This is a genomic window from Mesorhizobium sp. M0051 (assembly GCF_040323235.1).
In the GTDB taxonomy this organism is placed as follows: domain Bacteria; phylum Pseudomonadota; class Alphaproteobacteria; order Rhizobiales; family Rhizobiaceae; genus Mesorhizobium.
The window spans coordinates 125,178-148,192 of the sequence record NZ_JAMYUT010000016.1; the positions used below are offsets into that span (position 1 = coordinate 125,178).

Consider the following 23,015-nt stretch of genomic DNA (forward strand, 5'->3'; position numbering starts at 1 on the left):
AGCGATCGCAGCTCGGCTTCCGACCGGATTACGGCAAGCGTCGCCGGCGACGTGCCTGGCGTCAGCCGCGCGATACGGACAGCCCCGAGAGAAGCGGAGCGTGGGCGGCGAGCCTGCGGGATACGAACTCAGTGAAGAGCCGCACGCGCTTCGTCTTGCGTGTCTCCCCCTGCGTGAGAAGCCAGAGCGTCCCATGCATGGGCAGGTCGGTCCCCGGCACCCTCACCAGCAGGGGGTCGGCATCTCCGACGAAGCACGGCAGTTTCGTCATCCCGATCCCTTGCCGTACAGCAACGATCTGCGTCTCGGCGTCCGGGCTCCTGAACGGAACTTCCGTGACGTGAACTTCTCCCTCGCGTGCCCAGTCCGGAATTCCATGATTGTCTATGACGATCCACCGGATGGGATCAGGCGCGCCAGCACGCCACGCGGCCAGTCGATCTCGGGACATGTAGACGGCGCTGAACAGCTCCGGCCCCTTCAGGCCATGAAGATTGAGCGGCAGGGTCTTGCGGTTGGCGACAATGCGGATCGCGACGTCGGCGTCTCGGTTGGTCAGATTTGCCACCTCGCCGGTCGACGAGATTTCCATCTCGATGTCCGGATGCAGACGCGCGAAGTCGGCGAGATCCGGCATGAGCAGGCGTGTGGCGAGGAACGGTGGAAGCGTCACCCGCAAAAGCCCGCGCGCGCTCTGGTCGCGACCGAAGACGCGCGTCTCCAGCAAATGCGACGACGCCTCCATCTGGTGCGCGAGATCGAGGACCTCCTCGCCCGCAGCCGTCAGGCGGTAGCCCGAAGGCAGCTTCTCGAACATCTGCGCGCCCAGCCGCTCCTCCAGTTGGGCAATGCGCCGCAGCACGGTCGAGTGATTGACCCCGAGGCGCTCGCCAGCAGCCCGCACCGAGCCTGCGCGCGCGACGGCTAGAAAGTAGCGAACGTCATCCCAGTCGATCATGGTGTAATTCCGCACCGCGCGGTGCGCCTTCCAAAGCCAGTGTCTAACACATCGAACAGCAGTTCGGGCATCCTCATAGCCTATGTCGACGAGTGCGCTCCAATTTCGAACGGCGGACACCGATCGTCGCGGCTGGCGTCAGTCGTCCAGCCGGATCGATTTCGCACCACCGATGTGCGCGCTTCCGCACTCAACAACTGACGCCGGCAGACCCATTTCGAGGTCCTCGGAGGCAGATGCTGTCCCGACACCACGAAAGGAGAAGTCATGGGAAAGCTTGAGGATAAGGTTGCAGTCATCACGGGCGGCGCTACCGGCATCGGACTCGCCGCAGCGAAGCGCTTCATCGAAGAGGGCGCCTTTGTCTTCATCTTCGGCCGCCGGCAGGAAGCGCTCGACGCCGCTGTGGCGGACCTTGGGCCCAATGCCCACGCGGTGAAGGGCTCGGTCTCCGATGAGGCCGACCTCGACCGGCTCTACGCGGCGGTCAAGGCCGAGCGCGGATCGCTCGACATCGTCTTCGCCAATGCCGGGGCGGGAAGCCCGCTTGCGCTCGGCAAGATCACCGCCGAGCACATTGACGAAACCTTCGACACCAATGTGAAGGGTACGATCTTCACGGTCCAGAAAGCATTGTCGCTGATGGGCCCGGGCGGTTCGATCATCCTGACAGGATCGAGCGCCGGCACGACGGGCGCCCCGGCATTCAGCGCCTACAGCGCGAGCAAGGCGGCAGTGCGCAACCTCGCGCGGACCTGGGCGGAGGACCTGAAGGGCACCGGCATCCGGGTAAACGTGCTGTCGCCCGGGGCGACGGCAACCGAACTCGCCAAGGAAGCGCTAGGCGAGGACGGCCAGAAGGTCTTCGCCTCGATGACTCCGCTGCAGCGCATGGCCGATCCGGCGGAGATCGGAGCGGTGGCCGCCTTTCTCGCGTCACCGGACAGCAGCTTCATGACCGCCAGCGAAGTCGCCGTCGACGGCGGCCTGGCGCAACTGTGACGCACTGCGCCCGTCCGGCGCTCCATTCGCTCGTTCGGAGCGCCGCACGGCGTGATAAACCCAAGGAGGACAAATATGAGCTACGCAATTATCGGTTTCGGCAATATCGGCCAGGCTTTGGCCAGGGCGTTTGCCCGTAAAAACATAGACGTGACCGTCGCGAGCCGCCGGCCGCCAGAGGCGTTGGTGCCGCAGGTTCGGGCGATTGGACCCACGGTCGTCGCCAAGTCGCTGCAGGAAGCACTCGAGGCCGACACAATCATCTTGGCGGTCCCGTTCGGGGAGCATCGCGAGGTTGCGAAAGCCCTGCCGAACTGGAAAGGCAAGACGGTCATCGACGCAATGAACGCGTTTCCTGTCCCTGAAGAGCTGGACGGCCTCCCGTCCTCCGCATTCGTCGCGAAGGGGTTCACCGGCGCCAAGCTCGTAAAAGGTTTCAATCACCTCGTTGCGGTCACCCTGGCTGCCGATCCGATCGTCGAGGGCGGGCACCGGGTCGTCTTTCTGTCGAGCGACGACGAGGACGCGATCGCTCCCGTAGCGGCCTTGGCCAAACAACTCGGGTTCGCACCCGTCAAGTTGGGAAAGCTCAACGAGGGTGGCGCGCTGGTACACGCACGCGGCCGCACTTGGGGCCAGCTCATCTTCCAGGATTTGTTCAAGAAGGAGCAGTAGTCGATCTAAGACCGTGTGACTTGGCACCGAGCGATACGATCCGAAAACGTCGGCCATCTACGCCTCAACGACATTGACGTGAAGACGCCGCCTGAAGCGGTCTGGAAGCTGCTCGTCGAAGCCGAGAATTGGTCGAGCTACTTTGCCTCCGAGGATCAGGTCAAGATTCTGACGGGGGGAGCCGGAACTGGCGCTCGGAACGCGATACAGCGTGTGACGGTTGGATTTCCGATGAGTCTGGTCGTGACGGAATGCGAGCCCCTTCGCAGGCTCGCATGGGCGACGACAGTTGATGGTGACGAGACCGGCTCAAGCGCATACCATGGCTGGGTCATCACGCCTACGGACCATGGCTGCCATATGCTGACCGAGGAAACGCAGCAGGGCCCCTCCTTCCTCGATGAGCTTTGGCGCAAACATCCCGGCGACACTCTACCGGTATCACCAAGACTGGGTCGAAAGCCTCGCCCACGCAGCGGAGGCGGAAGCAGCGAAGACGACAGTGGATTGATTGCGCTTCCTATTTAATTTTGGAGATGAATGAGATGAATATCGAACTCAAAGGCCGCAAGGCCATTGTTACCGGATCCACCGCCGGTATCGGCCGCGCGACGGCGGAGGGGTTGGCGCGTGCCGGTGCATCGGTCGTCGTCAACGGCCGTGGAAACGCTCGGGTCGATGAGGCGGTGCGGCAGATGCGGCAGGCCTTCCCCGGCAGCGACATCTCGGGTATCGCCGCTGATCTTGCGACAGCGGAGGGGGCAAAGGCCTTGATCGCGCATGCGCCGGACGCCGATATCCTTGTGAACAACGTCGGTACAGCACATATCCGGGGCTACAACGGCGTCGAGGATATCGCAAATATCCCCGATGAGGATTGGCTTGACCTCTTTCAGTTGAACGTAATGAGTGGCGTGCGCGCGAGCCGTCATTACCTGCCGCGGATGGTGGCGAAAGGCTGGGGCCGCGTCGTGTTCATAAGTAGCGAATCCGCAGTCAACATCCCTAAGGAAATGCTCGACTATGGCATGACCAAGACCGCTCAACTCGCGGTCTCACGCGGACTTGCCGAGGCGGTCGCGGGCACGGGCGTCACCGTCAACGCCGTCCTGCCGGGACCTACCCGCTCTGAGATCCTGGGCAACTTCATGGCGAAACAGGCTGACGCAAATGGAATCACGCAGCACGAAGCCGAGCAGGGTTTCCTGCAGGCGATGCGTCCGACGAGCCTCATCCACCGCTTCGCGACCACCGATGAGGTGGCCAACATGGTCATCTACACATGCTCGGAGCAGGCTTCGGCGACCACCGGCGCGGCTTTGCGGGTGGATGGTGGCGTGGTCCGCTTCGTCGCGTAGCAGGACGATTGTTCCGTTCGCCAACTCGGGTCCGCTGTCAGCCAAGCTGCTGAAGCATGGCATGCTGAAGTCTACAGGGATCTGCCGCACGGCATGTGCATGATCCACGTATTGCGGGAGCACTCTGAAACTATGCGAAGCACGAGAACGTATTCAGCTACGGCGCCGTCCCCGCTGTGCTCGGCGGCCATGCGCTCGTCTCGTGCAGCGGCGATAGTGAATGATATAAATCGCAACTCATTGTTTTTTCTGCAAAAAACTACGCCGGCACTCCGGAGTACGCTGACCCCTTACTCCCACTCAATTGTCTCCAACCCAGCTAGGCCATTGATCTAACTGGGTTTTTTCTTGCTTGCGGCACAGAAAACCGACTTACGGGCCGTCAAAAAGTTACGCTTTTGATTTTAAAGGGAAAATCGCCGAAAAAAATATTTTGAGGTTTCACCAACTATCGAGACCAATCGGGTGATTTATGCCCTTCGCGACGTCTGGCGACGCGCCCGAATCTGCCTCTAAAAGTACCGTCATCAAACGATATCTCGCTTAGAGAACAAATGCCATTGGAGTTTCGGCACTGGCTGCATTGATGGTGCGCATGGCTCTGCGTGGTTGCACGTAGAGTTCTATTCGAAATCTTGAAATGCTTATCCGTCGACCCAGGGACCGCCTGCCGCCCAACGCGCATTGAAAGGCGCAGCCTCCGCCGCTGCGATCGCGGGCGGCATGACAAGCTCGGCGATACGCGCCTGGATTTCCGAAAGTGGTTCGTGTGCGAGGGCGACCTCGGTCCGCCTCAGAAACGCCGCCCACTGGACTTGCTTTGCCTCGGCGAAGCCCGCCGTTAGCGCCGATGGCGTCTCGGTGGGAAGCGGCGTTTCACGGCGCTCGAAGGTCGTCTGGATCGCCCGCGCCAGAACCTCTCCTTCAAAGGCGAAGGCGCCCGCGATGGCCCAGAGGTCGAAAAAATCCTTCATTCGCGAATTGAGCATGTCGAGCGCCACCATGGCCTGGAACTTCTCCGCCACAACAGTTTCAGGTGGATAGGCTCTAAGGTGCGGCGTCGGTTGCCCCAAAAGCGAGGGATATTCGATGTCGACCGGGTCCGGTGTGATCGCATCGCCATATCCGATGTCAACATGCATGGGCAGGCGCGCGCCAGCGAGTTCGGCAACGAAGTCCAACCGCACGCCAGCATATTCGTCTTCCTCGCGTGCGGCGGCGGCACGAAGCGTCTCGGGCCGGAAGATTACCCCATCATCTTCAACCTGTGTGGCCAGGATTTCCGCAAATACGGCGGCGACGGTATCAGGTGCGTTCTCTCCAAAACCGAGGAGATCAAGGTCGCCAGTGGCACGGTAGGGCACAGGCGCCCACAGGCTGAACAGCATCGCACCCTTGAGGACGAAGCGATCCCGGTACGGCGAAAAACTCAGACGATAGAGCACACGCTCGATGGCATAACGCGTCATGAGCAACTGGGCGTTCTCACGACGTTCGCGAGCACGCTGGGTCAGCCGGTCGCGTACAGAAACGCCGATATTCTTCGGCGCCTTCATGAAACCATGGCCTCGATGTAGGGGCGCATCACGGTCTGGACGCGGTCGATCTCAGCGTAACGCCAAAGCTCGTTCAGCCCTGCCCGCCCCTTTCGCGATCTGATGAGGTCCCGCAGCGCCTCGATCGCAACATCGAGGCCGATTTTGTTGCGGTGCTTGAAGCAGTCGGCGACGGTCTTCGCTGGCGAGGTGATCGGCACAGGCACGCCGTCGATCTGATGAGTCTCTATGCCGGCCGTCAGCGCCTCACCGCTGGCGCGGACGATCTTCAGCGAGACCGAGGGATTGGTCGGCGCCCAGTCCTTTGGCCCGAGCAGCATCCACACAGCCTGCGGCGTCTGGGTCGTGAGGTTGTGGAATTGCAGCGCCGACAGCAGGCCGATGACCCCTTTTGGCTGTATACGTGCGGCTTCAGCCAGGCTGGTGGCACTGGCGACCTCAACATTCGCCAGTCTATAGAGACCACGACCGACCTGCTGGAGAATTCCCTCGTCGCGCAGCCTTTGCAGGTAGACGCGCGGCACGCCGGCGGCATCGAAATCGCGACCCCGCGCGATTCCTTGTCGTCGTGCGACCTCCAGGGCGCGATCTCGGTGGGTCTGGGCAATCATAATGCACGTTATAAACCCTCGGTCTTAATTTGCAATATACAAGGATTTATAACAGCGCCGACGTGACAGCTACTGCCACGCCATTTTGCAGAACTTAACGCACACAACTGGACGACGGCTGGCTGGACATCGGCTGTCCGAAGTGGCTTTCAGACTGATGCTGTTTACGCGGCCTGCCATACTTGGTTCAAAATCCGCGCGGCGAGCGCAGCCTTGTCCTGCGGCAAGAAACGACCGTAGTGGTGCGCCACCATGTCGGGTGTGTCCTGAATCGCGTAGCTTGCCTGTTCATATGACCCGGTCTGCTTCAGGATGTGCGTAGCCAGCACGTCGCGAACATTGTGCGGGCCGTGAGGCAGAAGGCCGGCGATCGCGCCGCGCTGCGTATACGGGTTGTAGATGCCATATCGTTGGATAGTCAGGCGCCATGCCTCATAGAATGTGTTTCGATCGTATGCGGCGTCTTTGCTGGTCGCCTTCACCGTTTTGACGAAGAAGGTGCCGGGGTCTTCTGCGCTTCCAAGCAGCACTCGCCGATGGCGATCGACATAGGCATCAATATGCTCGTAGAGACCCCCCAGGTTCGGCAGCAGGAGCCGAAATGGCTTGCTCCCGAAATAGGATGAGTTTGCATTCTTGAATGCGACTGAAGGAATAAGCACCTCCCAGCCCTTTTCGCGTTCGCTCCAGCGGAGTTCGCCTCGCTTCATGTCGGCTAGCTGGCGCTCGGACCGCGGCGGTCTCCCGCGTTCACTGACCATCAGCTGACGCAGATTCTTCTGCCGCAACCCAAGATGCAGCCCGAACCGAAGCATCAGGAACGAGCGGACTGCCTCGGCTGCAGGACGGCGATGAAAGCGCTCATCGGGCATGAGCCGAAGAACCTCTTCAGTAATCTTTCGATACTCACCGACCGGGCTATCGGCCTCCAGCACAGGCATGATTGGTTCAAAAGGATCACGATGCACGCGAGCGACCCGCTGGATCTCCTTCACGCGGGAGGAGGCATGCTTGAAGTAGACATCGCAGGCGTCCTGCCAGTCATCGCGGGCGCGGTCAATGTCGGCCTGTGAAACCAGTCCGGCGATGGGGCAGACTCGCGACGCCAATTGAGGTTGTTGCCTCAGCCAGCCCGTCTCTTTGCGAGTAAGAGCGAGGGAAATTCGCAGCATGTCCACCTCCCATGCAGTGTAGAAACCGCGCCGCCTCTCGCGCCATTGCACGTACCAGTCCCAGACGGAAGGGAAGACGAGCAGGCCGAAGGTCAAATGCTGCGTTGGCACGCCGTAGCCGCGTACTGGTCCGCGCGGATGCGCAGCCAACGCACCAAACATCAAACCGAGATGCTCGACCTTCTGCGATGCCGTCTCCTCGCCCCAAACACCGTTTCGCTGCAGACCGAACGCAGTGAGTGTCGCGGTCTTGAAGCGGATCAGATCGGCCATTTCCATGGCAAGCGCAGACGGGGCGTCTATGACGCCGGACATCAGGTCGGGGTCGGTGAACGAAGCACGATCATCATGCTGCTCGCTTCGAACTCGATAGCCGTCATTGGCAGCATCTGACTGACCATATGTGATGCCCGGGAAGCGGATGGCGTAACGCTGTTTCAGCGCAGCCGCCTGGAAGCGCCGGTAGTCAGTTGACCCGCTGATAATCACACGACGTACCCATTCCAGGATCTCCTCCTGTTCCTCGGGCGAACGCGTGTTGAAATTATCAGGCAAATGCCACGCAAGCCGACGGCGTTCAGCCGAGCCGATGTCATCGAGAATGTGGCCGGAGGCGGAACGGGTCTGAAACGGGAGTTTCGCTTTAAAATACCCTGCCGCAAGACGATAACGACGCTCGATCCGAGCTAGCACTTCCATGCTCGCCACGCTGCGCGGCGATTTTGATCCCTGCAGCCAATGACGAATCGTGGAGCGGTCGAGACTCTCGTCGTCTCGGACAACAGCTCGATGGAGGTGCCAATAGCTGTCGCCATGACGGCGCATCTGGAAATCCAGCGCCGTCTGAAAGGTCGGTGGATCAAACGCCTCCTCGAAAAGAGGCGCCGGGAACTCCTCGATATCGCGCGGTTTGATGCCGGGCTTCTGCCGGGCCCCTGCCGCCGTGGCTCCTAGCTGGTCGACGTTTCTGTCGCGGCTTGCTGTGGACGCCTTCGAAGGTTCCAACTGTGGACGGCCTCGCTGGGGACGTTCGTTTTTGGCTTTGCGGGTACCGCCGATGGTCATCCGCATCGGCGAAGCGTTCGTGTTTCGAACGATTGCATCCAAAGCTCGCTCGATTGCAACCCTGGCGGCTCGCATCGCGCTGTCGTCGAGGCCGCATTGAAAGCTAATTTCTTGCCAGTCATAGCCCCGGAGTTTTAGAGGCGGAGTTTGAGCGCTGGAGATGAGGTGGAGTAGAAACTCTCTGACGCGCGCGCTTTCTTGGGGAGGGAGTACAGGGTCAAGACGGAGACGGCAGAAATCAGTGATTTTTCGTGAGATTAGTCTGGTATGCGAATTTTTAGTCATGCGTGTAGGCTATGTGGTTGTCGGGGTCGGCGACGAAGGAGTACGCGCACATACCCGATTCTTGTCGCTTGGGAGGCTCGACGGAATGACGCCTAACAGAAATGTCGCAACCTGTTGAAATGAGCTGGATCGAAACGCCCGCCGGGTCGCGCCCGTGGCGAGAACGCGCCGACCGCAGTGTTGCCGCGCCCGAAGGCTTGCCGCTCAACCAACTCAGCAACGTGGCTGTTACCGAAAAGCTTTCGGCACTCCGAATGGAGAGCTACTTTGAGGAATGGGATTCTCGTGCAGACATCCCCAACGCTTTCAAAACTCTGAAGCGGGCCGGCAAAGGGAAGGCGACGATGAAGAGTGACTAACTGCCGGACTGGCGCGCCCTGTGGAGTGGAGCGGTGTCGCTCGTGCCGGAGCCTCGCCCGCTTTCCCAAGCGTTCGCCGGGACGAAGCGCCTGGTCAAGGTTGGCGCGGTACGTGCCGCGGCGAAGCGGCTCTGACCTTGACGGGCTGGCATCAGTCCGGCTTCTCGACAAGCAGGCAGTTCGCTGACAGGACATAATTTCCCCTGCTGGGTAGAGACTGGACGAGCCTGCCCGGCGGTACTTCGGCTTCGGAATGGGGCGAACCTTACCTGAAGACAAGCGAATACCCGAAACCAGAATCGGTGCTTCTGTGCCGGCCCGTCGGCGTCCTAACCCGGATATCTCACACAGTTGAAGTGCATCGGGGCTCCGAATCAAGGAAAATGCTTCTGCGACAAAGACTTACCTTGAGCAGAGGTATTCCCCGATGCAAGCAGAGTGTATACTGGAACGGTTTGATTTTGCACCTGTTGAAAGGCGTGCCGTCGTGGCCGGTTTTGACGGTGGAACGATCACCTCCGACGCCGGCGCGCTTCTGCTGGGGCTGACGGACCGGGCGATCGGGCTGGTCGGCCGCTTTGCCCGCTGCTTCGTGGATGCCCGCCGTCCGGCACTGATCGAGCATGAGGTGAAGACGCTGGTCGGTCAGCGCATCTTAGCGCTCGCGCTTGGCTATGAAGATCTGAACGATCATGACGAGTTGCGCCATGATCCGGTGCTGGCGGTGCTGGCCGGCAAGCTCACGGCGCGCCGTCACAAGAAATGCGCGGCCGTGGCCGGCAAGTCGACGCTCAACCGGCTGGAGCTGAGCCGGCCGCAGCCTTCGCGCTATCACAAGATCAGCCACGATCCGGCGGCGATCGAGGCGCTGTTCGTCGATTTGTTCATGGGTGCGCACGCCGCCCCGCCCGAAGAGATCGTGCTGGATCTGGATGCCACGGACGATCCCCTGCACGGCAACCAGGAGGGGCGGTTCTTCCACGGCTACTACGGCAACTACTGCTACCTGCCGCTCTACATCTTCTGCGGCGATCACCTTTTGTGCGCCAAGCTGCGGCCCGCCAACATCGACGCGGCCGCCGGCGCGGTTCAGGAGATCGAGCGCATCGTGCGCCAGCTGCGTGAGCGTTGGCCCCAGGTCCGCATCGTGCTGCGCGCCGATTCCGGCTTCGCCCGCGAGGAGCTGATGGCCTGGTGCGAAACCAACGCCGTCGACTACCTGTTCGGCCTGGCCCGCAATGTTCGGCTGGTCCGCCACATCGCGGCTGAACTGGAGGAGGCCAAGGCAGAGAGTGCCCTCACCAGCCGGCCCGCCCGCCGCTTCAAGGACTTCCTGTGGACCACGCGCAAGAGCTGGAGCGGCCGGCGCCGGGTCGTGGCCAAGGCCGAGTGGACGCAAGGCGAGGCCAACCCGCGCTTTGTCGTCACCTCGCTCGACGCCGAGGCCTGGCCGGCGCAATGCCTCTACGAGGACCTCTACTGCGCCCGCGGCGAGATGGAAAACCGCATCAAGGAATGCCAGCTCGACCTGTTTGCCGACCGCACCTCTGCCGCCACCCTGCGCGCCAACCAGCTCAGGCTCTGGTTCGCCTCGATGGCCTATGTGCTGATCTGCGCGTTGCGCCGCATCGGCCTGGTGGACACACGGCTCGCCAGGGCAAGCTGCGCCACCATCCGTCTCAAGCTGTTCAAGATTGGCGCCCTGGTCAGCGTCTCGGTACGCCGCATCAAGCTGGCCATGAACTCCGCCTGTCCCTTCCAGCGCGAATGGGCCCTGACCTATGCCCGGCTCTCGGCAGCCGCCACGGCCCATCCACCCTTCCCGTCAACAGCAAGGAAACAGCGCCGAACCAACACCAACCGCTCCAAGCGGCCGACATCCCTTGCCCGCAGCTCAAGCGCCGGCAAAATCGCTGCCGCCAGCCTCGCGCCGAAAGACTGTGTGAGATATCCGGGCTAAGCTCCGCGGCCACCGCGCTGGCTGCTGTTTCCGCACCCGCCTTCAGCCGCGACGACGCCTTGGAAAAATGGTCCGTGCCTGAAGGTCGTGAACGAACTGTTCCGGCATCATCTGCGGGGCGATGCGCACCAAATCGCTAAGCGCCGAGCGGATTTGCGGCCACGGGAACTCGGAGCATTCCTCCCAGGCCTCGCCCACGCGCAACACGGCATCGAGCTTGCCTGCCACACCAGCGAGGGTGGTGGCAGGCGTAGTAGAAAACGCTTCCAGCAGGTCCTCGCCCGCTCGCCAGCCTCGCGCTCGGCTCTGAGCGCGGCGGTGTAACCGGCCTCCTCGGCGGCCGCATCCCAGCGTGCCTGTTGTGCCGCGAGATCAGATGCGGCCTTCTCGCGGAGAGCCGCCATATCCGGCCCTTTGCCGAGCACCTCATTCAGCGCCCCGATCGAGTGGACCATTACGTCCTCACCCTCGGGCAGGCGGACGGTCACACCAGGAAAGCCGATGCTCTCGACAAGCCTCGTCTCCAGGCGCTGCTGGCTGCGGCAAAGCCGCTCGCTCAGCTTGTAGGCTGTCTCCCATTCCCGCCAAAGCGTCAGCGCTGGGTCGGGGAGCGCACTCGTTGCAGCAACGTTGCCGGCAAGCGCACTTTTCTCAAGCACCAAAGCGATGGACGTGATCATCCCTCCCACAAGCACTCGCCTGCGGGTGACGAAAGGCAGAGTCATGCTATTGTCGGAATCAGCCATGATCCGAGCTCCAATCAGCTTGGGTTGTGGTCGGGCTGCTGAGGGGTGGTTGGCACACCAACAGCGGCCGCTTTCAAGCGAAAAATCGTATCAGAGGTACGATATTGAAAAAGCGGCAATGGATCAACAAGAATCGTATCACGGTTACGAAATGAATGCAGTTCAATGCAAGATGGCACGTGTCGCGTTGGGCTGGGGAACTCGAGAGCTAGCCCTGAATGCAAACGTATCTCCCGATACCATCGCGCGGTTGGAAAGAGGCGAACAGCTAAAGAATTCAACCATCGCTGCAATTCGTGCGGTCTTCGAAGCGGCCGGGATCGAATTCATTCCGGAGAACGGTGGCGGCGCTGGTGTTCGACTGGCGCGCCGATCCGAGGACGTCTAGCCTGTCCTTGGCAGCAAAGGGTAAGTTTGACCCAAAGACGACTTACTTCTGCTGAGACATTGACGGTCGCTTTGCGCTGGAGAAAATTTGGAGCATCATTGCTGTCTTTTCCTCACGCGACGCCGGGAGCTTATAGAAAAGCGGGAAACTACTCGTGACGGATAAGCCAAAACCGCCCGGCGATTTCACCCTTCAACAGTTCGAAGCGCTGAAGCCTCTTGCAAAGCTGATTGGATTCTTCAATTCGGATCTGCGGAAGCAATTCCAGGACCTTGACGCACAGGTTGAGAGCGTAAAGGTCATGCTTGCCAATAGGGATCGGTTCGCCGAAATTTACAGCCCTCTTGGTTGGGTGAACTACGATCGGATGTCCGTCGATGCGGCGGCCAAAGCGCTTGCAGCGGAAGTTAATGAGGGCGAGGCTATTCTCACCGCTTACCATCTTGATCCGGACAATCTTTGCTTCCTCGGATACCGCTATCACACGTCTCACTATGCAAGTTGGGGCGAACTCTACGAGCGCGCGGTCGAACGGACCGCTGTGGAGGATTACCTGTCCGCTATTCCGTTGATCCTCATTGTTATCGACGGCATCTGCACGACGATGACCGCCAAGCACCCATTCTCCGGTGGAGCTGACGCGCCGGTCTTCGACTCGCAAACGTCTGGCTCAGGCGGGCTGTCAGAAGGCTTGGCCCTTTTCGGCTCGACGCGCCGAAAGTTGGATAGCAGCTCAATCACACTGCCTTTCCGCCACGGAATTGTTCACGGCCTCAACCCCAATTTTGGCCATTCACTCGTCGCCGCAAAAGGCGCAGCCCTGAGCCATAGGCGACCGAGAGCGCGGCCTGGTGCTTGAGGCAGGTGGTGGCGTTGAGCAGCCGGGCGACCTCGTCGCGGCTCAGGACCACCGGCAGCTTGCGCGGGTGCGCCAGACGAACGAGCTTGCGCGCCAGATCGGGACGATCGACCGTATGCGTGAAGAAGAAGCGCAACGCCGACACGATGCTGTTCATGGTCGGCACGGGAACACCGTCATCCTGCTGCTCGATCTGGAACCGGCGCAGGTCGTCGGCGGTCGCTGTGTCTGGTGAACGCCCGAGGAATGTCGCCAGGCGTCCGATATCGCGGAGATAGTTGCGCTGTGTCTCGCGTGAGAAACGCCGCATGTTCATGTCGTCGATCAGCCGCTGGCGCAGCGGGCTGATCCGTGCATCGAGAATAGGATGGTGCATGGTCAGGCTCCTTGTTGAAGAAGCTCGCCATGCTCTGCTCTAGCCGAACGACGCTCAACGCGAGCGCGACGACCGGTTCTTGATCTCTACCTCACCCCACGCGCCTATCCCGCGCAGCGGGTTCGTTCCACGGCCCATAAGCACCCCATTCCAGAAACCTCAATTGACCGACCGTTCCTGGCGCATCTTGCGCGTTCAGAAGTGAACCTACATGGACGCGGTAGCTGAGAAACTAGTCATCTCTAAGCCATCACAACCCCAGCCCCCGCTTTCTGCCTAAGGTCCATTCGATGCCGCCGTTGTCACGGGCAAGCCCGCTGATGTGCTGACCAATGCGCTTTTCGAGAACCGACTGCCAAGGCACGAGCTGGAAGCCAGCACCGTCGTCAATCATGGCGAAGCGGCCGGAGGCGAGATCGGCCGCTCCGATCAGCCGGCCGCTGACATATTCGCCCGGCTTGGCCCGAATGAAGTTGAGCCCGCGCTCGGCCGCCATCACACGGCCGACGCGGGCGACCTCGGTTTGCTCGAGCCGCTGCAGTAGATCCTTGGGCGCCCGAATCCGGCCGTCGTCCAGTCGAGCGGCAAGGCCCATGTCGACGAGACTTTGGCGACGCCGATCCGTCGCGTCAGTGACCTCCCGGCCGAACCCGATCTGTGCGAGCGGCGTCCGGTTTGCCGATGCCAGTTCCCGGTCGAGCCAGGTCGCGCCGTCGCTCGTCACCTGGTTGTCGAGGTCGAGGAAGGAAAGCGTGCGGACCGTAAAATCCCTGCCCCTGTTGCGGGCATCGTAGGCCGCACCTTGCTCGGTGATGTCTTGGGGGATCTTCCAGTGGTCGGCATCGATACGCTCGACGATGCCGGCCCGCCGCAGCGCTTCAAGGCGGCGCACGTGCGCGCGGATGAAGGCATCGGGGTCGCCGTTGATGCGCTCGATCCGTGGCCGTGCTGCCTCCAGATGCTCGCTCGGCCGGTAGACGCCGCCGTGCTCGGCTGCCAGGTCGCGGATATTGAGATCGGCCGCGCGTGGCTCTGCCTTTGCCGGGACAGGCTCGAGGGCGACGATGTGGCCGCGCCTCACCTCGTCGAATCTTGTGTCATCGCCAGTCTCAAGATAATGCGTGCGGCCGTCGACGCCATCGACGACGACATAGAGCCCGGCATCCATGCCGTCGCCGGCAAGCCCCTTGGCCAGCACCCGTCCAATCACACGCTCGGTGATCTCTCTGCCATGGCTGAAATACTGGCTGGCGCCGCGCTCCTCGGCGATGCCGTGGTCGGCGAGTGCCTGATGCATGGTCTTGATGATGTCATTGCGCATGCCGAGGCCGCGCAGGACGTGCTCGGCATCACCGGCAATCATCCAACGGCCGGGTTCAGTCTCGGAGGCGAGGCCGTAGTGTTCCAGACGCTTTGCCCGATCGATCAGGAGATGGCGGTTGGCGCGGAACGTGTAGGTCTCGCTAACGCCGATCCGTAGGTCGACGATGCCACGCTCCTCTTGCTCGGCAAGCAGCATCCGGTCGAGGCGGGTCAGCCGCTCTGCCTCCACCTCCGCTCTCAGCTTGTGGGCGACATCGATCTCGGTCTGCGGTCCGAGCTCAAGCGTCACCAACTCGCCAGCGCGATGGCGGATGCCGTGAGCGATATAATCGCCGGCGATGTTGAGCACCCTGCCCTGATCGGTCGCGCCGCGCACCAAGATGTGGGTGTGAGGATGGCCGGTGTTGTGGTGGTCGACGGCGATCCAGTCTAGCCGGGTTCCGAGATCGCTCTCCATCTGTCGCACGAGGTCGCGGGTGAAGGAGCGCAGGTCTTCCATCTCGATGGCATCCTCGGGTGCGATGATGAAGCGGAACTGATGCCGGTCACCACGGCAGCGTTCGATGAACGCCCTGCCCTCGTCGCTATCGCGACCGTCCTCGAGCGCGGTATAAACCCGGCCCTTCTCGCCGTCGCGCGCCACTCCGTCGCGCTCAAGATAACGCAGATGCGCGTCGACCGCCCGGGTTGAGACGCCACGCATCTTCGCGCCGCGCGCGCCATGCTGGGACGCGAACTTGACTATGCGTGCCTTGACCATCACCCGCCGCGCCCGGAAGCGGCTTCCGCTCCCTTCCCGGCCCCAACCGCTGCCATCGCGCGACAGGCCTGCGGCGATGCCGGCGCCGCGTCCCCTGGCATTGAACCGGCCGCCGCCCTTGCTCCCAGCCGAACCACCGCTCCTGCCTGGATTGCCGCCGGCCTTGCGCACGGCGATCTTCACCTGCGTCGTGAACGGCAGCGAGCGCGGATTGACGCGCGTGCCGCCGCTTCGCACACGCCCAAGCCTGACATGGAAATCTCTGTCGTCACGCTCCACCATGACGGCAGGATCAGCGGCGGATTGAGGCTCTGCAAGACGCCGCAAGCGCGGATAGTGCTCCAGCGTACAAAGACAGGCAGTGGCGCGGAAACGTCGGATCACACATCGCAGCGGCGCAACGGATTTGCGAGCACCACCAGTGCGTTAACGGCACTACCGCCGCCGCACACACATCTCAAAGTCGAGAAGGAGCTCCGTTTTCGCAGGCGAAAACAATGTGCAGACAACGACTTACCGAGCAAGGCGAGGTGCGAGCGCAAGCTTGCTTTATCTTGCCATCTTAATCGGTAGTGTTTTGCGATACTTTGTAACCATCGTCGTTACTCCTTCAGGATGCGATAACATACGAATCTATGCTCTGCCACGATTCCGCGTTCTGGTGTCGAGTTCCGATGCGCCGTGCAATCTTCCGCGCTCTGCGACGGTGTTGTTCGGCTGCATGGTTGCAGCGCTCGAACCGTCGTGGCGCACTTTTCCATCGGACTGACGGAGCATCGTCACAGGCAATCGAGCGCGGTCCGGCCGTCTCATTGTCGGCGCGGCCGCAGGCAAGATAACGTGCGTTCCGTCGTTCCTGGTCTGCATCGGTTCTCATCCGCCGGGGCGGATCTCCTTGTGTCAGATGGCGTCCGTCAGCGTGCGGGCGCCATGCGTTTCAACCGCCGTCGCGCCGCTCATCGATGCGCTCCGAGCAGGCGTCGATCCTTGATGTGGGCGCGTTGCGCGGCGTCGGTGTCACTCATAGCCGCGTCGCCGACATAGAACGTGCCGTCGCTCCACATCGCGTGCATGATCACCGCCAGCTTGCGCGCCACCGCGACACAGGCCTTGCGGTGGCAGGAGCGTTTGGCGATCTCCCGGCCCCAGCTCTTGACCTTGTCCCTGCCCTAAGCGCGTCATCAGTCCCGACGCCGCCTCGTAGAGCGCGCGCCGCACGTCCGCATCGCCAGCCTTCGAGAGGCGGCCCTGAACGTCGATCGAGGTGCCCGACTGCCAGCGCCGCGAGGTCAGCCCGAAGTAGGCCGCGACGTCGCGAGAGCGGCGGAAGCGTGTGGGATCGTCGATCGCCGTCATGAACGAGAGCGCCGTCACCGGGCCGACGCCGGGGATCGCCATGAAGCGTCGACACAGCTCGCTGCGCGCTACCATTTTGACGACGAGATCGTGCAGCCGGCAGTACTGTTTCCACAGCGCGCGCCTACAGCATGGCGTCCATCAGTTCGGCCGACAGCGGATCGTCGGCCACAGCCTGGCGAACCGCGTGCTCGAAAGCGCCGCGTCCGACCTTGCCCAGGCGGATGCCGAACGACTTCAGCGAGTGCCGGATGGCGTTCTCCAGGTCGAGAAACTTGGCCTTCAGATTGCGCCGGTGGGTCAGCAGAAGCTTCGTCCGGTAGCAGCTCTCCGACTTGATGTAGGCCTGGCGGAACCAGCCGGTGCGCATGATGTGGGCGATGCCGAGCGCATGTCGGTCTTGTTGCGCTGCGCCGACAGCGCGGCGCGCACGTGCTGCGTCTCCAGGCAGATCGCCGGCAGGCCAAGTTTCTTGAGTTCCGGATGCAGCCAAGGCGACAGCGAGCCGGCCTCGTGGCTGGTCTACTGTCGCTGGCGCGATCTCTCGATCACGACATTCGAGCTGTGAATGCGCCGAAGCGACCCAAAAGGCCTTCGTGCTTCGCCACAGCAGGCGCGTGGGCAGCGGTCCGATCGCTCTGGGTCCCATCGCAGCCGCGCGTGATCTGCACCAAGGACCCTTAATATGCTTGCCGGACGTATGAGACCGTGGTCCAGTCGCCGGCTCTGGAGCAGCTGAAAGAGTTAATTCGCCCAACCCCTGAGCTTCAGACATCATCTCTCTTGCGGGTGCAGTATAGGAATGATCGCTGACTACGTTTCGTGATTTGCTGCACCAGGCTCTACTTCTGGCGGAAAGAGGAATGAACTGAGGCAACAAGCGGGCTTAGAATATAATCGAGGGCGGTGCGCTCCTCTGTGACGATCATCACCGAGGCAGGCATCCCGGGATAGAGCGCGATCTGCGGGGCTGCGGCAAGTTCGGCCGGATCGACCACGACATCGGCCACGTAGTAGGGGAATCCGGTTTTGCTGTCGGTGACGCGATCCGCCGAAATGCGGGTGACGCGCCCATGGATGATTGGAATGGAACGCTGCTTGTAAGATGTAAAGCGCACTTCCGCCATCATATCGGATCGCAGGCTTGATATATCCTCGACGCGCACCTGCGCCTGGACGACCAGCGAGTTTCGTGTCGGCACGATATCAAGGATCGTCTGACCGGGGGCGACAATCGCACCTGTCGAGAAGACGCTGAGGTTCATCACCTGGCCGTCATAGGGCGAGCGGACCATAGCGCGATCCACGGCGGCCTGGCTCGCGAACATCGTGGGTACGAGGTCCGCCAGCTTGGACTGCGTATCGATCAGCATTGCCGAGAGCTTGGCGCGGCGGTCGTTTGTCAGCTGTGCGATCTGGCTCACAAGCTCGGCCTTGCTCTGATGGTTCCCGGCGATCTCGCCCAGGGACTCATCTATCAGGCCTTGCAGGTCGGACGCGGAGCGGTCGAGCTCAAGGATACGCGTGCGCGTCGTCAATCCAGCCTTCAAGAGCTTGTCGAGGCCTGCCTTCTCCTCGATGGTGGACTTCAGCTGCGCGCGAAAAGATTGGACGCGCAGCTGCTTGCCGTCGATTTGCTCATCGAGTTCGTCGATTCGCTTCTGCAGAATCTGTCTGGCGCCTGCCATCGAGGCGCGCTGGCTTTCAAGGTCGGCGATCTGACTTGCCATCGCGTCCTGTAGATAAGTCTGATGTGCGGCGGTCATGTCCGTCGGGAAAGCGACTTCCTCCTTGCCGTCGAGCTCTGCGCGGATGCGGGCATCCGTCGCGCGCAACATAGCATATTGCTGGGAATAGAGGTTTAACTCGGATCGGATTTTGCTGTCGTCTAGCACCAGCAATATGTCGCCCGTCTTTACGATGTCGCCGTCCTTTACGTGTATCTCCTTCACCGTGCCGCCGTCGAAGTGCTGGACGCTCTTGCGGTTGCCCTCCACCTTAACGACTGCGTCCGCGAGCACCGCGCCATTCAGCGGCGCGATGGCGGCCCAGCCGCCGAAAATGCCAAAGAAGCCAAGGATGATCAACAGACCCACAAGAGCCGGCACCCTGATCGAATCCGAGGCGGTGGGGCCGGCTTCGCCTGGCAGGCTGCGATAGACGAAGGTGCCGTCGCTCATCGATCTCTCCTGATCAGACTCATTGCGTTGCAACCTCGATCGGAGCCGCACGCTGGTTGAGCAGCGCCACGATCTCGTTTCGCATGCCGAAGGCGTCGAGGGCGCCCTCGCGCAGCAAAAGGATCTTGTCGACGTTGGCGAGCGTCGAGGGGCGGTGCGACACAATAATCAGCGTGCTGCCGCGGCGCTTGAGTTCGATCGCGCACTCGCTCAGTGCGCGGTCTCCATCGGCGTCGAGATTGGAACTCGGCTCGTCGAGAATGATGAGGTTCGGCGTTCCGAACACCGCCCGGGCAAGGGCAATGCGCTGCCGGTACCCGCCCGACAGCACCGCGCCGCCTTCGCCGATCTGTGTCTCATAACCCTGCGGCAAGCGGATGATCATGTCATGCACGCCGGCTAGGCGGGCGGCCTCGATCACCTCCTGGTCGACGTTGGTCTTGAACCGCCCAATGTTCGCAGCGATCGTGTCGGAGAAGAGCTCGATGTCCTGCGGCAGGTAGCCGATGTGATCACCGAGCGCGTCGCGACCCCACTGGGCCATGTCGGCCCCGTCCAGCCTGACGGTTCCCCGGCTGGGCTGCATGACGCCAGCCAGGTGTCGGGCAAGGGTGGATTTGCCCGCGCCCGAGGGGCCGATGATGCCGAGCGCCTCGCCGGCCTCGAGCCGGAAGGAGATGTCCCGCAGCAGAACCTTCTGCAGGTTGGGTAGCGCGTAGCTCACCTGCTCAACCGAAATCTTGCCTGTTGGCTTCGGCAGATTGAACGAGCGGTCGTTGCGCACATCCCCTTCGACCAGCTTTCGAACCCTCGCCAGCGCGCCGCGCGCCAGGACAAGGCTGCGCCACACGCCGACGATCTGCTCGACCGGCTGGAGGCCCCGACCCAGCAGAAGGCTTGCTGCGAAAATGGAGCCGGCGCTCGTTTGCCGTTCGATGACCAGATAAGCGCCAAGGCCGAGGATGAGCGACTGCATGGTCAGCCGAAGAAACCTGATCAACCCGGACATGAATGCGGCGCGGTCGCTGGCGTCCGCCTGACGCCGAAGCGCCAGGTTTCGATCGCGTTCCCAGCGGCGGATGAGGCCGTCGATCATTCCCATGGCGCGGACGACTTCCGCGTTCCTGAGGCTCATCTCGGTGAAGGCATAGTTGGCCGTTGCCACGTCGTTGGCCTGCTTCAGCGGCCCGCGCACCAGAAATTCATTGGTGACCGCCATCGCAATCAGGAGCAGCGAAGACCCGAGCGCGAAGAACCCCAGCCAAGGGTGCAGCAGGAAGATGATGGCGATGTAGATAGGCGACCAGGGTAGATCGAGCAGCGCATGTATGCCGCTGCCGGTAATGACCTGCCGGAACGTGTCGAAGTCGCGGATCGGCTGACTCAGCGAGGAACCCGGCGAGGAGGCCTCGAGCGAGGCTGCGACGACCTTAGCCGAAAGCAGCCGGTCGAGCCGAGCGCTGGCACGAGTCAGAATCCTGGCGCGCACCAGATCGAGGCCGGCAAGGGCAAGGAAGGCAGCCACCAGCACAATCGTAAGCATCACCAGCGTTGTTTCGCTGCCGCTGCTGACCACCCGGTCATAGATCTGCAGCATATAGAGCGGCGAGGCCAGGTAGAGCAGGTTGATCGCTAAACTGAACCCTGCCGCGACCAGGAAATAATGGCGGCACGCCAGCAGAGCTTCCTTGACGATGTTGCTTTTGCTGTTGAGACTCAATGACTCAGCGGAGAACCGCCCCCTGTCCAATTGCACACCTGTAAGCGACATTACACCAAATCCTTCAAACGCCCACTCAATCGGTTCCCTTTCCTGTCATAAACCTTAATTCGTAAGCTGAATCTGCGACCAGCCGCCCTGAGGTGAGCCGCGTGTGTTTGCCGCACACCTCGAGGTTCACGCCACGAGACCGCTCGCTGTTAGACCATACTCAACCACCGTCCTGCCGGCCCCGTCGTCTACAAGCGTGAAGTTATGCGCATCGAAGATGCCAAGGAGGTGGAGTGTGGCATTGTGAGCGCCGTCAGTCACGGTCAATGTCCCTCCATTACCGCTCGAGTCGGCCTGATAGGCCGCGGACGTTCCAGCGCCGAACAGCATGTCGCCGAGGTCGATCTTATCGTCGTTGGTGATACCTCCAATCCTGCCGCTGAAGTCGAAGGAATCATCGAGCTGCAGCGTGCCAGCGGCATTCTGCGCGAAGGTCACATCCGTCGATGAGGCTGCGCCGAATTCCAGCTTCGACAGGTTGCCAATCGTGGCTTCGCCTGTGCCCGTGACCTGGCCGTCGATCGTGATGTTGCCGCCATTGGCCCAGAGCAGCCCGGAATTGGCGAGCGTGCCGGTGATCATCAGGCCGCCGGAACCCGTCGCCTCCAGCGTTCCGGAGTTGAGGGTTGTGTTGGCGCCCATGTCGATGACCAGCGCGTGGGTGCCGGTGGCGACGATCGTCCCCTGGTTGTTCAGGGACAACAGGCCGCCGCCCAGTTGACCGGCGCCGGAGACGGTGTTGTCGACATTGGTCAGAATGACATCCGCGCTCGTGCCGGAGATAATGTTGGAGTCGCTGTCGGACAGGACGACCTGCCCCCCGCTCTGCAGGGTGATGCCGTGCTGAATGAGCTGCAGTAGCGTGTCGCTGCCTGCGGAATTGAGCGAGATGAGGCCGGTGTTGTTGATCGTGCCACTCAGCGGCAGCATCGCGCCGTCGCCGATCGTCATAGTGCCGGCGTTATTGACCACCGGCGTCTGGTCGAAGACGAGATTGCCATCGGTGAGCGCGCTCGAGTGGACACCGTCAAGCAGGATCGACTGCCCGTCGCCAAGCCTGATCACCGCATTGCCGTTGGCATCGTCGGCCATGTGCGTCTGGACGTCAGCGAAGCTCGCGAAACCGGAATAGCCGATCAGATCGATCTTGTCCGCGGCCGCGTCGAAGCTATGCACCGTGTCGTTGCCGATTGGCTGCGAGAAGACGAAGAGATCGTTGCCGCTCGAGCCGGTCAGCACGTCGTCGCCGGACCAGGCGAAGATCGGCATTCCTGGCGCATAGGCCTCGACGTTGTCGGCGACCGACGTGCTTCCCGTGGTGCCATCGCCGTTGGTCCAGCTCATCGAGACGTTGAGCACGGCCGCGCCGGCATAATCGGCAGGCGTGGTGACGGTGAGACCATGCGGGCTGGTGGTCTCGAGCGTCCAGCTGCCGTCGGCATTGAGTGTTGCGCCGTCGATGATCCAGCCGGAAGGCACATCTTTCACCGTCGCCGTGACGAGCGAGCCGTCTTGTAGCGGATCGGTGAGGCCGAGATTGATTGGTTGGCCCGCGTACCCCGCTGGACTCAGGTTGTTTACTGTCTTGCCAATTCCTTGGTTGCCAGCAAGATCCGTGAAGGAGGCGTTTGCCACTGAAACATTGAACGTTTGGGGAACATTCTGCTTCGTGATCGCGAGAGTGTAGAATGCGTGTCCCGTGACACTATCGATGTGATCAAATAATACGGTACCCTTGCTAGGATCTTGGCTCCCTGAGGTGCGGGTTACCGTTACGTCCGATGCATCAAAGCCACTCACGTTCTCGCTGAACTCAAAGGTCAACGTTTTACTGCTGCCAGATCCAGAACTTGTAATAGCCAATAAAGTCGGATTTTGCGTGTCGATCTTCACCTCGACCGCGTTGCTGGTCGAGCTGTTGCCGGCCGGATCGGTGACGATGGCGTGGAACAGGTAGTCCCCATCCGTAAGCCCGCTCTGGCTCGCCGTGGTGCTCGTCCAGGTCGTGCCGCCATTGGTCGACTTCTCGTACGCCACCGTGGTGCCGTTGGTGTCGGCATTGCCGGAAAGCGTCAGGTCGAATGCATTGTCCGTCGTCACCGCCGGGGTGTTCGGCGTGCCGGTGTCGGTCAGGTTGCTGAAAGACAGCGTGCCGGCCGTCGGCGCGGTAGTGTCGATCTTCACCTCGACCGCGTTGCTGGTCGAGCTGTTGCCGGCCGGATCGGTGACGATGGCGTGGAACAGGTAGTCCCCAT

The 23,015-nt window shown here is 61.7% G+C and carries 17 protein-coding genes and 2 pseudogenes; 8 read left to right on the forward strand and 11 right to left on the reverse strand.

The window, feature by feature from the left end; all coding sequences use genetic code 11:
• Positions 1 to 61: 61 nt before the first annotated feature.
• Positions 62 to 958, reverse strand: a complete 897-nt coding sequence (locus tag NKJ90_RS18220; protein ID WP_023756778.1) for a LysR family transcriptional regulator — start codon at positions 956 to 958, stop codon at positions 62 to 64.
• 267 nt (positions 959 to 1,225) lie between these two features.
• Between NKJ90_RS18220 and NKJ90_RS18225 the strand changes: the two genes are divergently transcribed.
• The 4 genes from NKJ90_RS18225 (at position 1,226) to NKJ90_RS18240 (ending at position 3,993) form a co-directional block, all read left to right on the forward strand.
• Positions 1,226 to 1,960: an SDR family NAD(P)-dependent oxidoreductase gene (locus NKJ90_RS18225; protein ID WP_023756779.1), complete on the forward strand. Its 735-nt coding sequence runs from the start codon at positions 1,226 to 1,228 to the stop codon at positions 1,958 to 1,960.
• A gap of 75 nt (positions 1,961 to 2,035) precedes the next feature.
• Complete coding sequence (locus tag NKJ90_RS18230) at positions 2,036 to 2,635, forward strand: NADPH-dependent F420 reductase (RefSeq protein WP_352486439.1); 600 nt, start codon at positions 2,036 to 2,038, stop codon at positions 2,633 to 2,635.
• A 78-nt stretch (positions 2,636 to 2,713) separates the two neighbouring features.
• Complete coding sequence (locus tag NKJ90_RS18235; RefSeq protein ID WP_245266359.1) at positions 2,714 to 3,163, forward strand: SRPBCC family protein; 450 nt, start codon at positions 2,714 to 2,716, stop codon at positions 3,161 to 3,163.
• A 17-nt stretch (positions 3,164 to 3,180) separates the two neighbouring features.
• Entirely contained in the window at positions 3,181 to 3,993 is an 813-nt protein-coding gene (locus NKJ90_RS18240) for an SDR family NAD(P)-dependent oxidoreductase (protein WP_023756781.1), read from the forward strand.
• Positions 3,994 to 4,637: 644 nt separating this feature from the next.
• Here NKJ90_RS18240 and NKJ90_RS18245 read toward each other — a convergent pair.
• From NKJ90_RS18245 to NKJ90_RS18255, 3 genes are all read right to left on the reverse strand, one after another.
• On the reverse strand, positions 4,638 to 5,549 hold the full coding sequence (locus tag NKJ90_RS18245; protein ID WP_023756782.1) for a nucleotidyl transferase AbiEii/AbiGii toxin family protein: 912 nt from the start codon (positions 5,547 to 5,549) through the stop codon (positions 4,638 to 4,640).
• The gene (locus tag NKJ90_RS18250; protein ID WP_031259459.1) at positions 5,546 to 6,160 is read right to left on the reverse strand and encodes a type IV toxin-antitoxin system AbiEi family antitoxin domain-containing protein; all 615 of its coding nucleotides are present in this window, start codon (positions 6,158 to 6,160) and stop codon (positions 5,546 to 5,548) included. The genes NKJ90_RS18245 and NKJ90_RS18250 overlap by 4 nt, the downstream gene beginning before the upstream one ends.
• Positions 6,161 to 6,324: 164 nt before the next feature.
• Entirely contained in the window at positions 6,325 to 8,682 is a 2,358-nt protein-coding gene (locus NKJ90_RS18255; RefSeq protein ID WP_352486441.1) for a hypothetical protein, read from the reverse strand.
• 119 nt (positions 8,683 to 8,801) lie between these two features.
• On the opposite strand from NKJ90_RS18255, the gene NKJ90_RS18260 reads away from it, so the two are divergent.
• Positions 8,802 to 9,041 (forward strand): hypothetical protein, encoded by a 240-nt coding sequence (locus NKJ90_RS18260; protein ID WP_050589467.1) that lies wholly within the window; start codon positions 8,802 to 8,804, stop codon positions 9,039 to 9,041.
• A 427-nt stretch (positions 9,042 to 9,468) separates the two neighbouring features.
• Positions 9,469 to 10,845 (forward strand): annotated as a pseudogene (locus NKJ90_RS18265) (IS1380 family transposase); the annotation flags it as partial.
• Positions 10,846 to 11,108: 263 nt separating this feature from the next.
• Here the strand turns inward: NKJ90_RS18265 and NKJ90_RS18270 are convergent.
• A complete protein-coding gene (locus NKJ90_RS18270) occupies positions 11,109 to 11,747 on the reverse strand; it encodes a hypothetical protein (RefSeq protein ID WP_352486442.1) in 639 nt (212 codons plus the stop codon).
• 151 nt (positions 11,748 to 11,898) lie between these two features.
• Between NKJ90_RS18270 and NKJ90_RS18275 the strand changes: the two genes are divergently transcribed.
• Both NKJ90_RS18275 and NKJ90_RS18280 read left to right on the forward strand, forming a co-directional pair.
• A complete protein-coding gene (locus NKJ90_RS18275) occupies positions 11,899 to 12,135 on the forward strand; it encodes a helix-turn-helix domain-containing protein (RefSeq protein WP_023756785.1) in 237 nt (78 codons plus the stop codon).
• Positions 12,136 to 12,289: 154 nt separating this feature from the next.
• Positions 12,290 to 12,994: a hypothetical protein gene (locus NKJ90_RS18280; protein ID WP_156938466.1), complete on the forward strand. Its 705-nt coding sequence runs from the start codon at positions 12,290 to 12,292 to the stop codon at positions 12,992 to 12,994.
• On the opposite strand, the gene NKJ90_RS18285 is transcribed toward NKJ90_RS18280, so the two are convergent.
• The 6 genes and pseudogenes from NKJ90_RS18285 to NKJ90_RS18310 all read right to left on the reverse strand — a co-directional run.
• Positions 12,909 to 13,370, reverse strand: coding sequence for a tyrosine-type recombinase/integrase (locus tag NKJ90_RS18285; RefSeq protein WP_352486443.1), 462 nt, complete (start codon positions 13,368 to 13,370; stop codon positions 12,909 to 12,911). The two genes, NKJ90_RS18280 and NKJ90_RS18285, sit on opposite strands and share 86 nt — an antisense overlap.
• 250 nt (positions 13,371 to 13,620) lie before the next feature.
• On the reverse strand, positions 13,621 to 15,780 hold the full coding sequence (locus NKJ90_RS18290; RefSeq protein WP_245266361.1) for a DUF3363 domain-containing protein: 2,160 nt from the start codon (positions 15,778 to 15,780) through the stop codon (positions 13,621 to 13,623).
• A gap of 629 nt (positions 15,781 to 16,409) precedes the next feature.
• Positions 16,410 to 17,325, reverse strand: a pseudogene (locus NKJ90_RS18295) (IS110 family RNA-guided transposase); the annotation flags it as partial.
• Positions 17,326 to 17,651: 326 nt separating this feature from the next.
• On the reverse strand, positions 17,652 to 18,989 hold the full coding sequence (locus NKJ90_RS18300) for an HlyD family type I secretion periplasmic adaptor subunit (RefSeq protein WP_352486444.1): 1,338 nt from the start codon (positions 18,987 to 18,989) through the stop codon (positions 17,652 to 17,654).
• A 19-nt stretch (positions 18,990 to 19,008) separates the two neighbouring features.
• Positions 19,009 to 20,760 carry a type I secretion system permease/ATPase gene (locus tag NKJ90_RS18305; RefSeq protein ID WP_050589458.1) on the reverse strand — a complete coding sequence of 584 codons (1,752 nt, stop codon included), beginning with the start codon at positions 20,758 to 20,760 and terminating at the stop codon, positions 19,009 to 19,011.
• Positions 20,761 to 20,886: 126 nt separating this feature from the next.
• A partial coding sequence (locus NKJ90_RS18310) for a beta strand repeat-containing protein (RefSeq protein WP_352486445.1) occupies positions 20,887 to 23,015 on the reverse strand: 2,129 nt, incomplete at its 5' end.

What these genes read in the sequence shown, in the direction of transcription:
- NKJ90_RS18260 (WP_050589467.1), top strand. Translation starts at nt 8,802, where the DNA reads ATGAGCTGGATCGAAACGCCCGCCGGGTCGCGCCCGTGGCGAGAACGC.
- NKJ90_RS18220 (WP_023756778.1), bottom strand. Translation starts at nt 958, where the DNA reads ATGATCGACTGGGATGACGTTCGCTACTTTCTAGCCGTCGCGCGCGCA.
- NKJ90_RS18285 (WP_352486443.1), bottom strand. Translation starts at nt 13,370, where the DNA reads ATGCACCATCCTATTCTCGATGCACGGATCAGCCCGCTGCGCCAGCGG.
- NKJ90_RS18300 (WP_352486444.1), bottom strand. Translation starts at nt 18,989, where the DNA reads ATGAGCGACGGCACCTTCGTCTATCGCAGCCTGCCAGGCGAAGCCGGC.
- NKJ90_RS18245 (WP_023756782.1), bottom strand. Translation starts at nt 5,549, where the DNA reads ATGAAGGCGCCGAAGAATATCGGCGTTTCTGTACGCGACCGGCTGACC.
- NKJ90_RS18240 (WP_023756781.1), top strand. Translation starts at nt 3,181, where the DNA reads ATGAATATCGAACTCAAAGGCCGCAAGGCCATTGTTACCGGATCCACC.
- NKJ90_RS18275 (WP_023756785.1), top strand. Translation starts at nt 11,899, where the DNA reads ATGAATGCAGTTCAATGCAAGATGGCACGTGTCGCGTTGGGCTGGGGA.
- NKJ90_RS18305 (WP_050589458.1), bottom strand. Translation starts at nt 20,760, where the DNA reads ATGTCGCTTACAGGTGTGCAATTGGACAGGGGGCGGTTCTCCGCTGAG.
- NKJ90_RS18255 (WP_352486441.1), bottom strand. Translation starts at nt 8,682, where the DNA reads ATGACTAAAAATTCGCATACCAGACTAATCTCACGAAAAATCACTGAT.
- NKJ90_RS18250 (WP_031259459.1), bottom strand. Translation starts at nt 6,160, where the DNA reads ATGATTGCCCAGACCCACCGAGATCGCGCCCTGGAGGTCGCACGACGA.
- NKJ90_RS18225 (WP_023756779.1), top strand. Translation starts at nt 1,226, where the DNA reads ATGGGAAAGCTTGAGGATAAGGTTGCAGTCATCACGGGCGGCGCTACC.
- NKJ90_RS18270 (WP_352486442.1), bottom strand. Translation starts at nt 11,747, where the DNA reads ATGGCTGATTCCGACAATAGCATGACTCTGCCTTTCGTCACCCGCAGG.
- NKJ90_RS18230 (WP_352486439.1), top strand. Translation starts at nt 2,036, where the DNA reads ATGAGCTACGCAATTATCGGTTTCGGCAATATCGGCCAGGCTTTGGCC.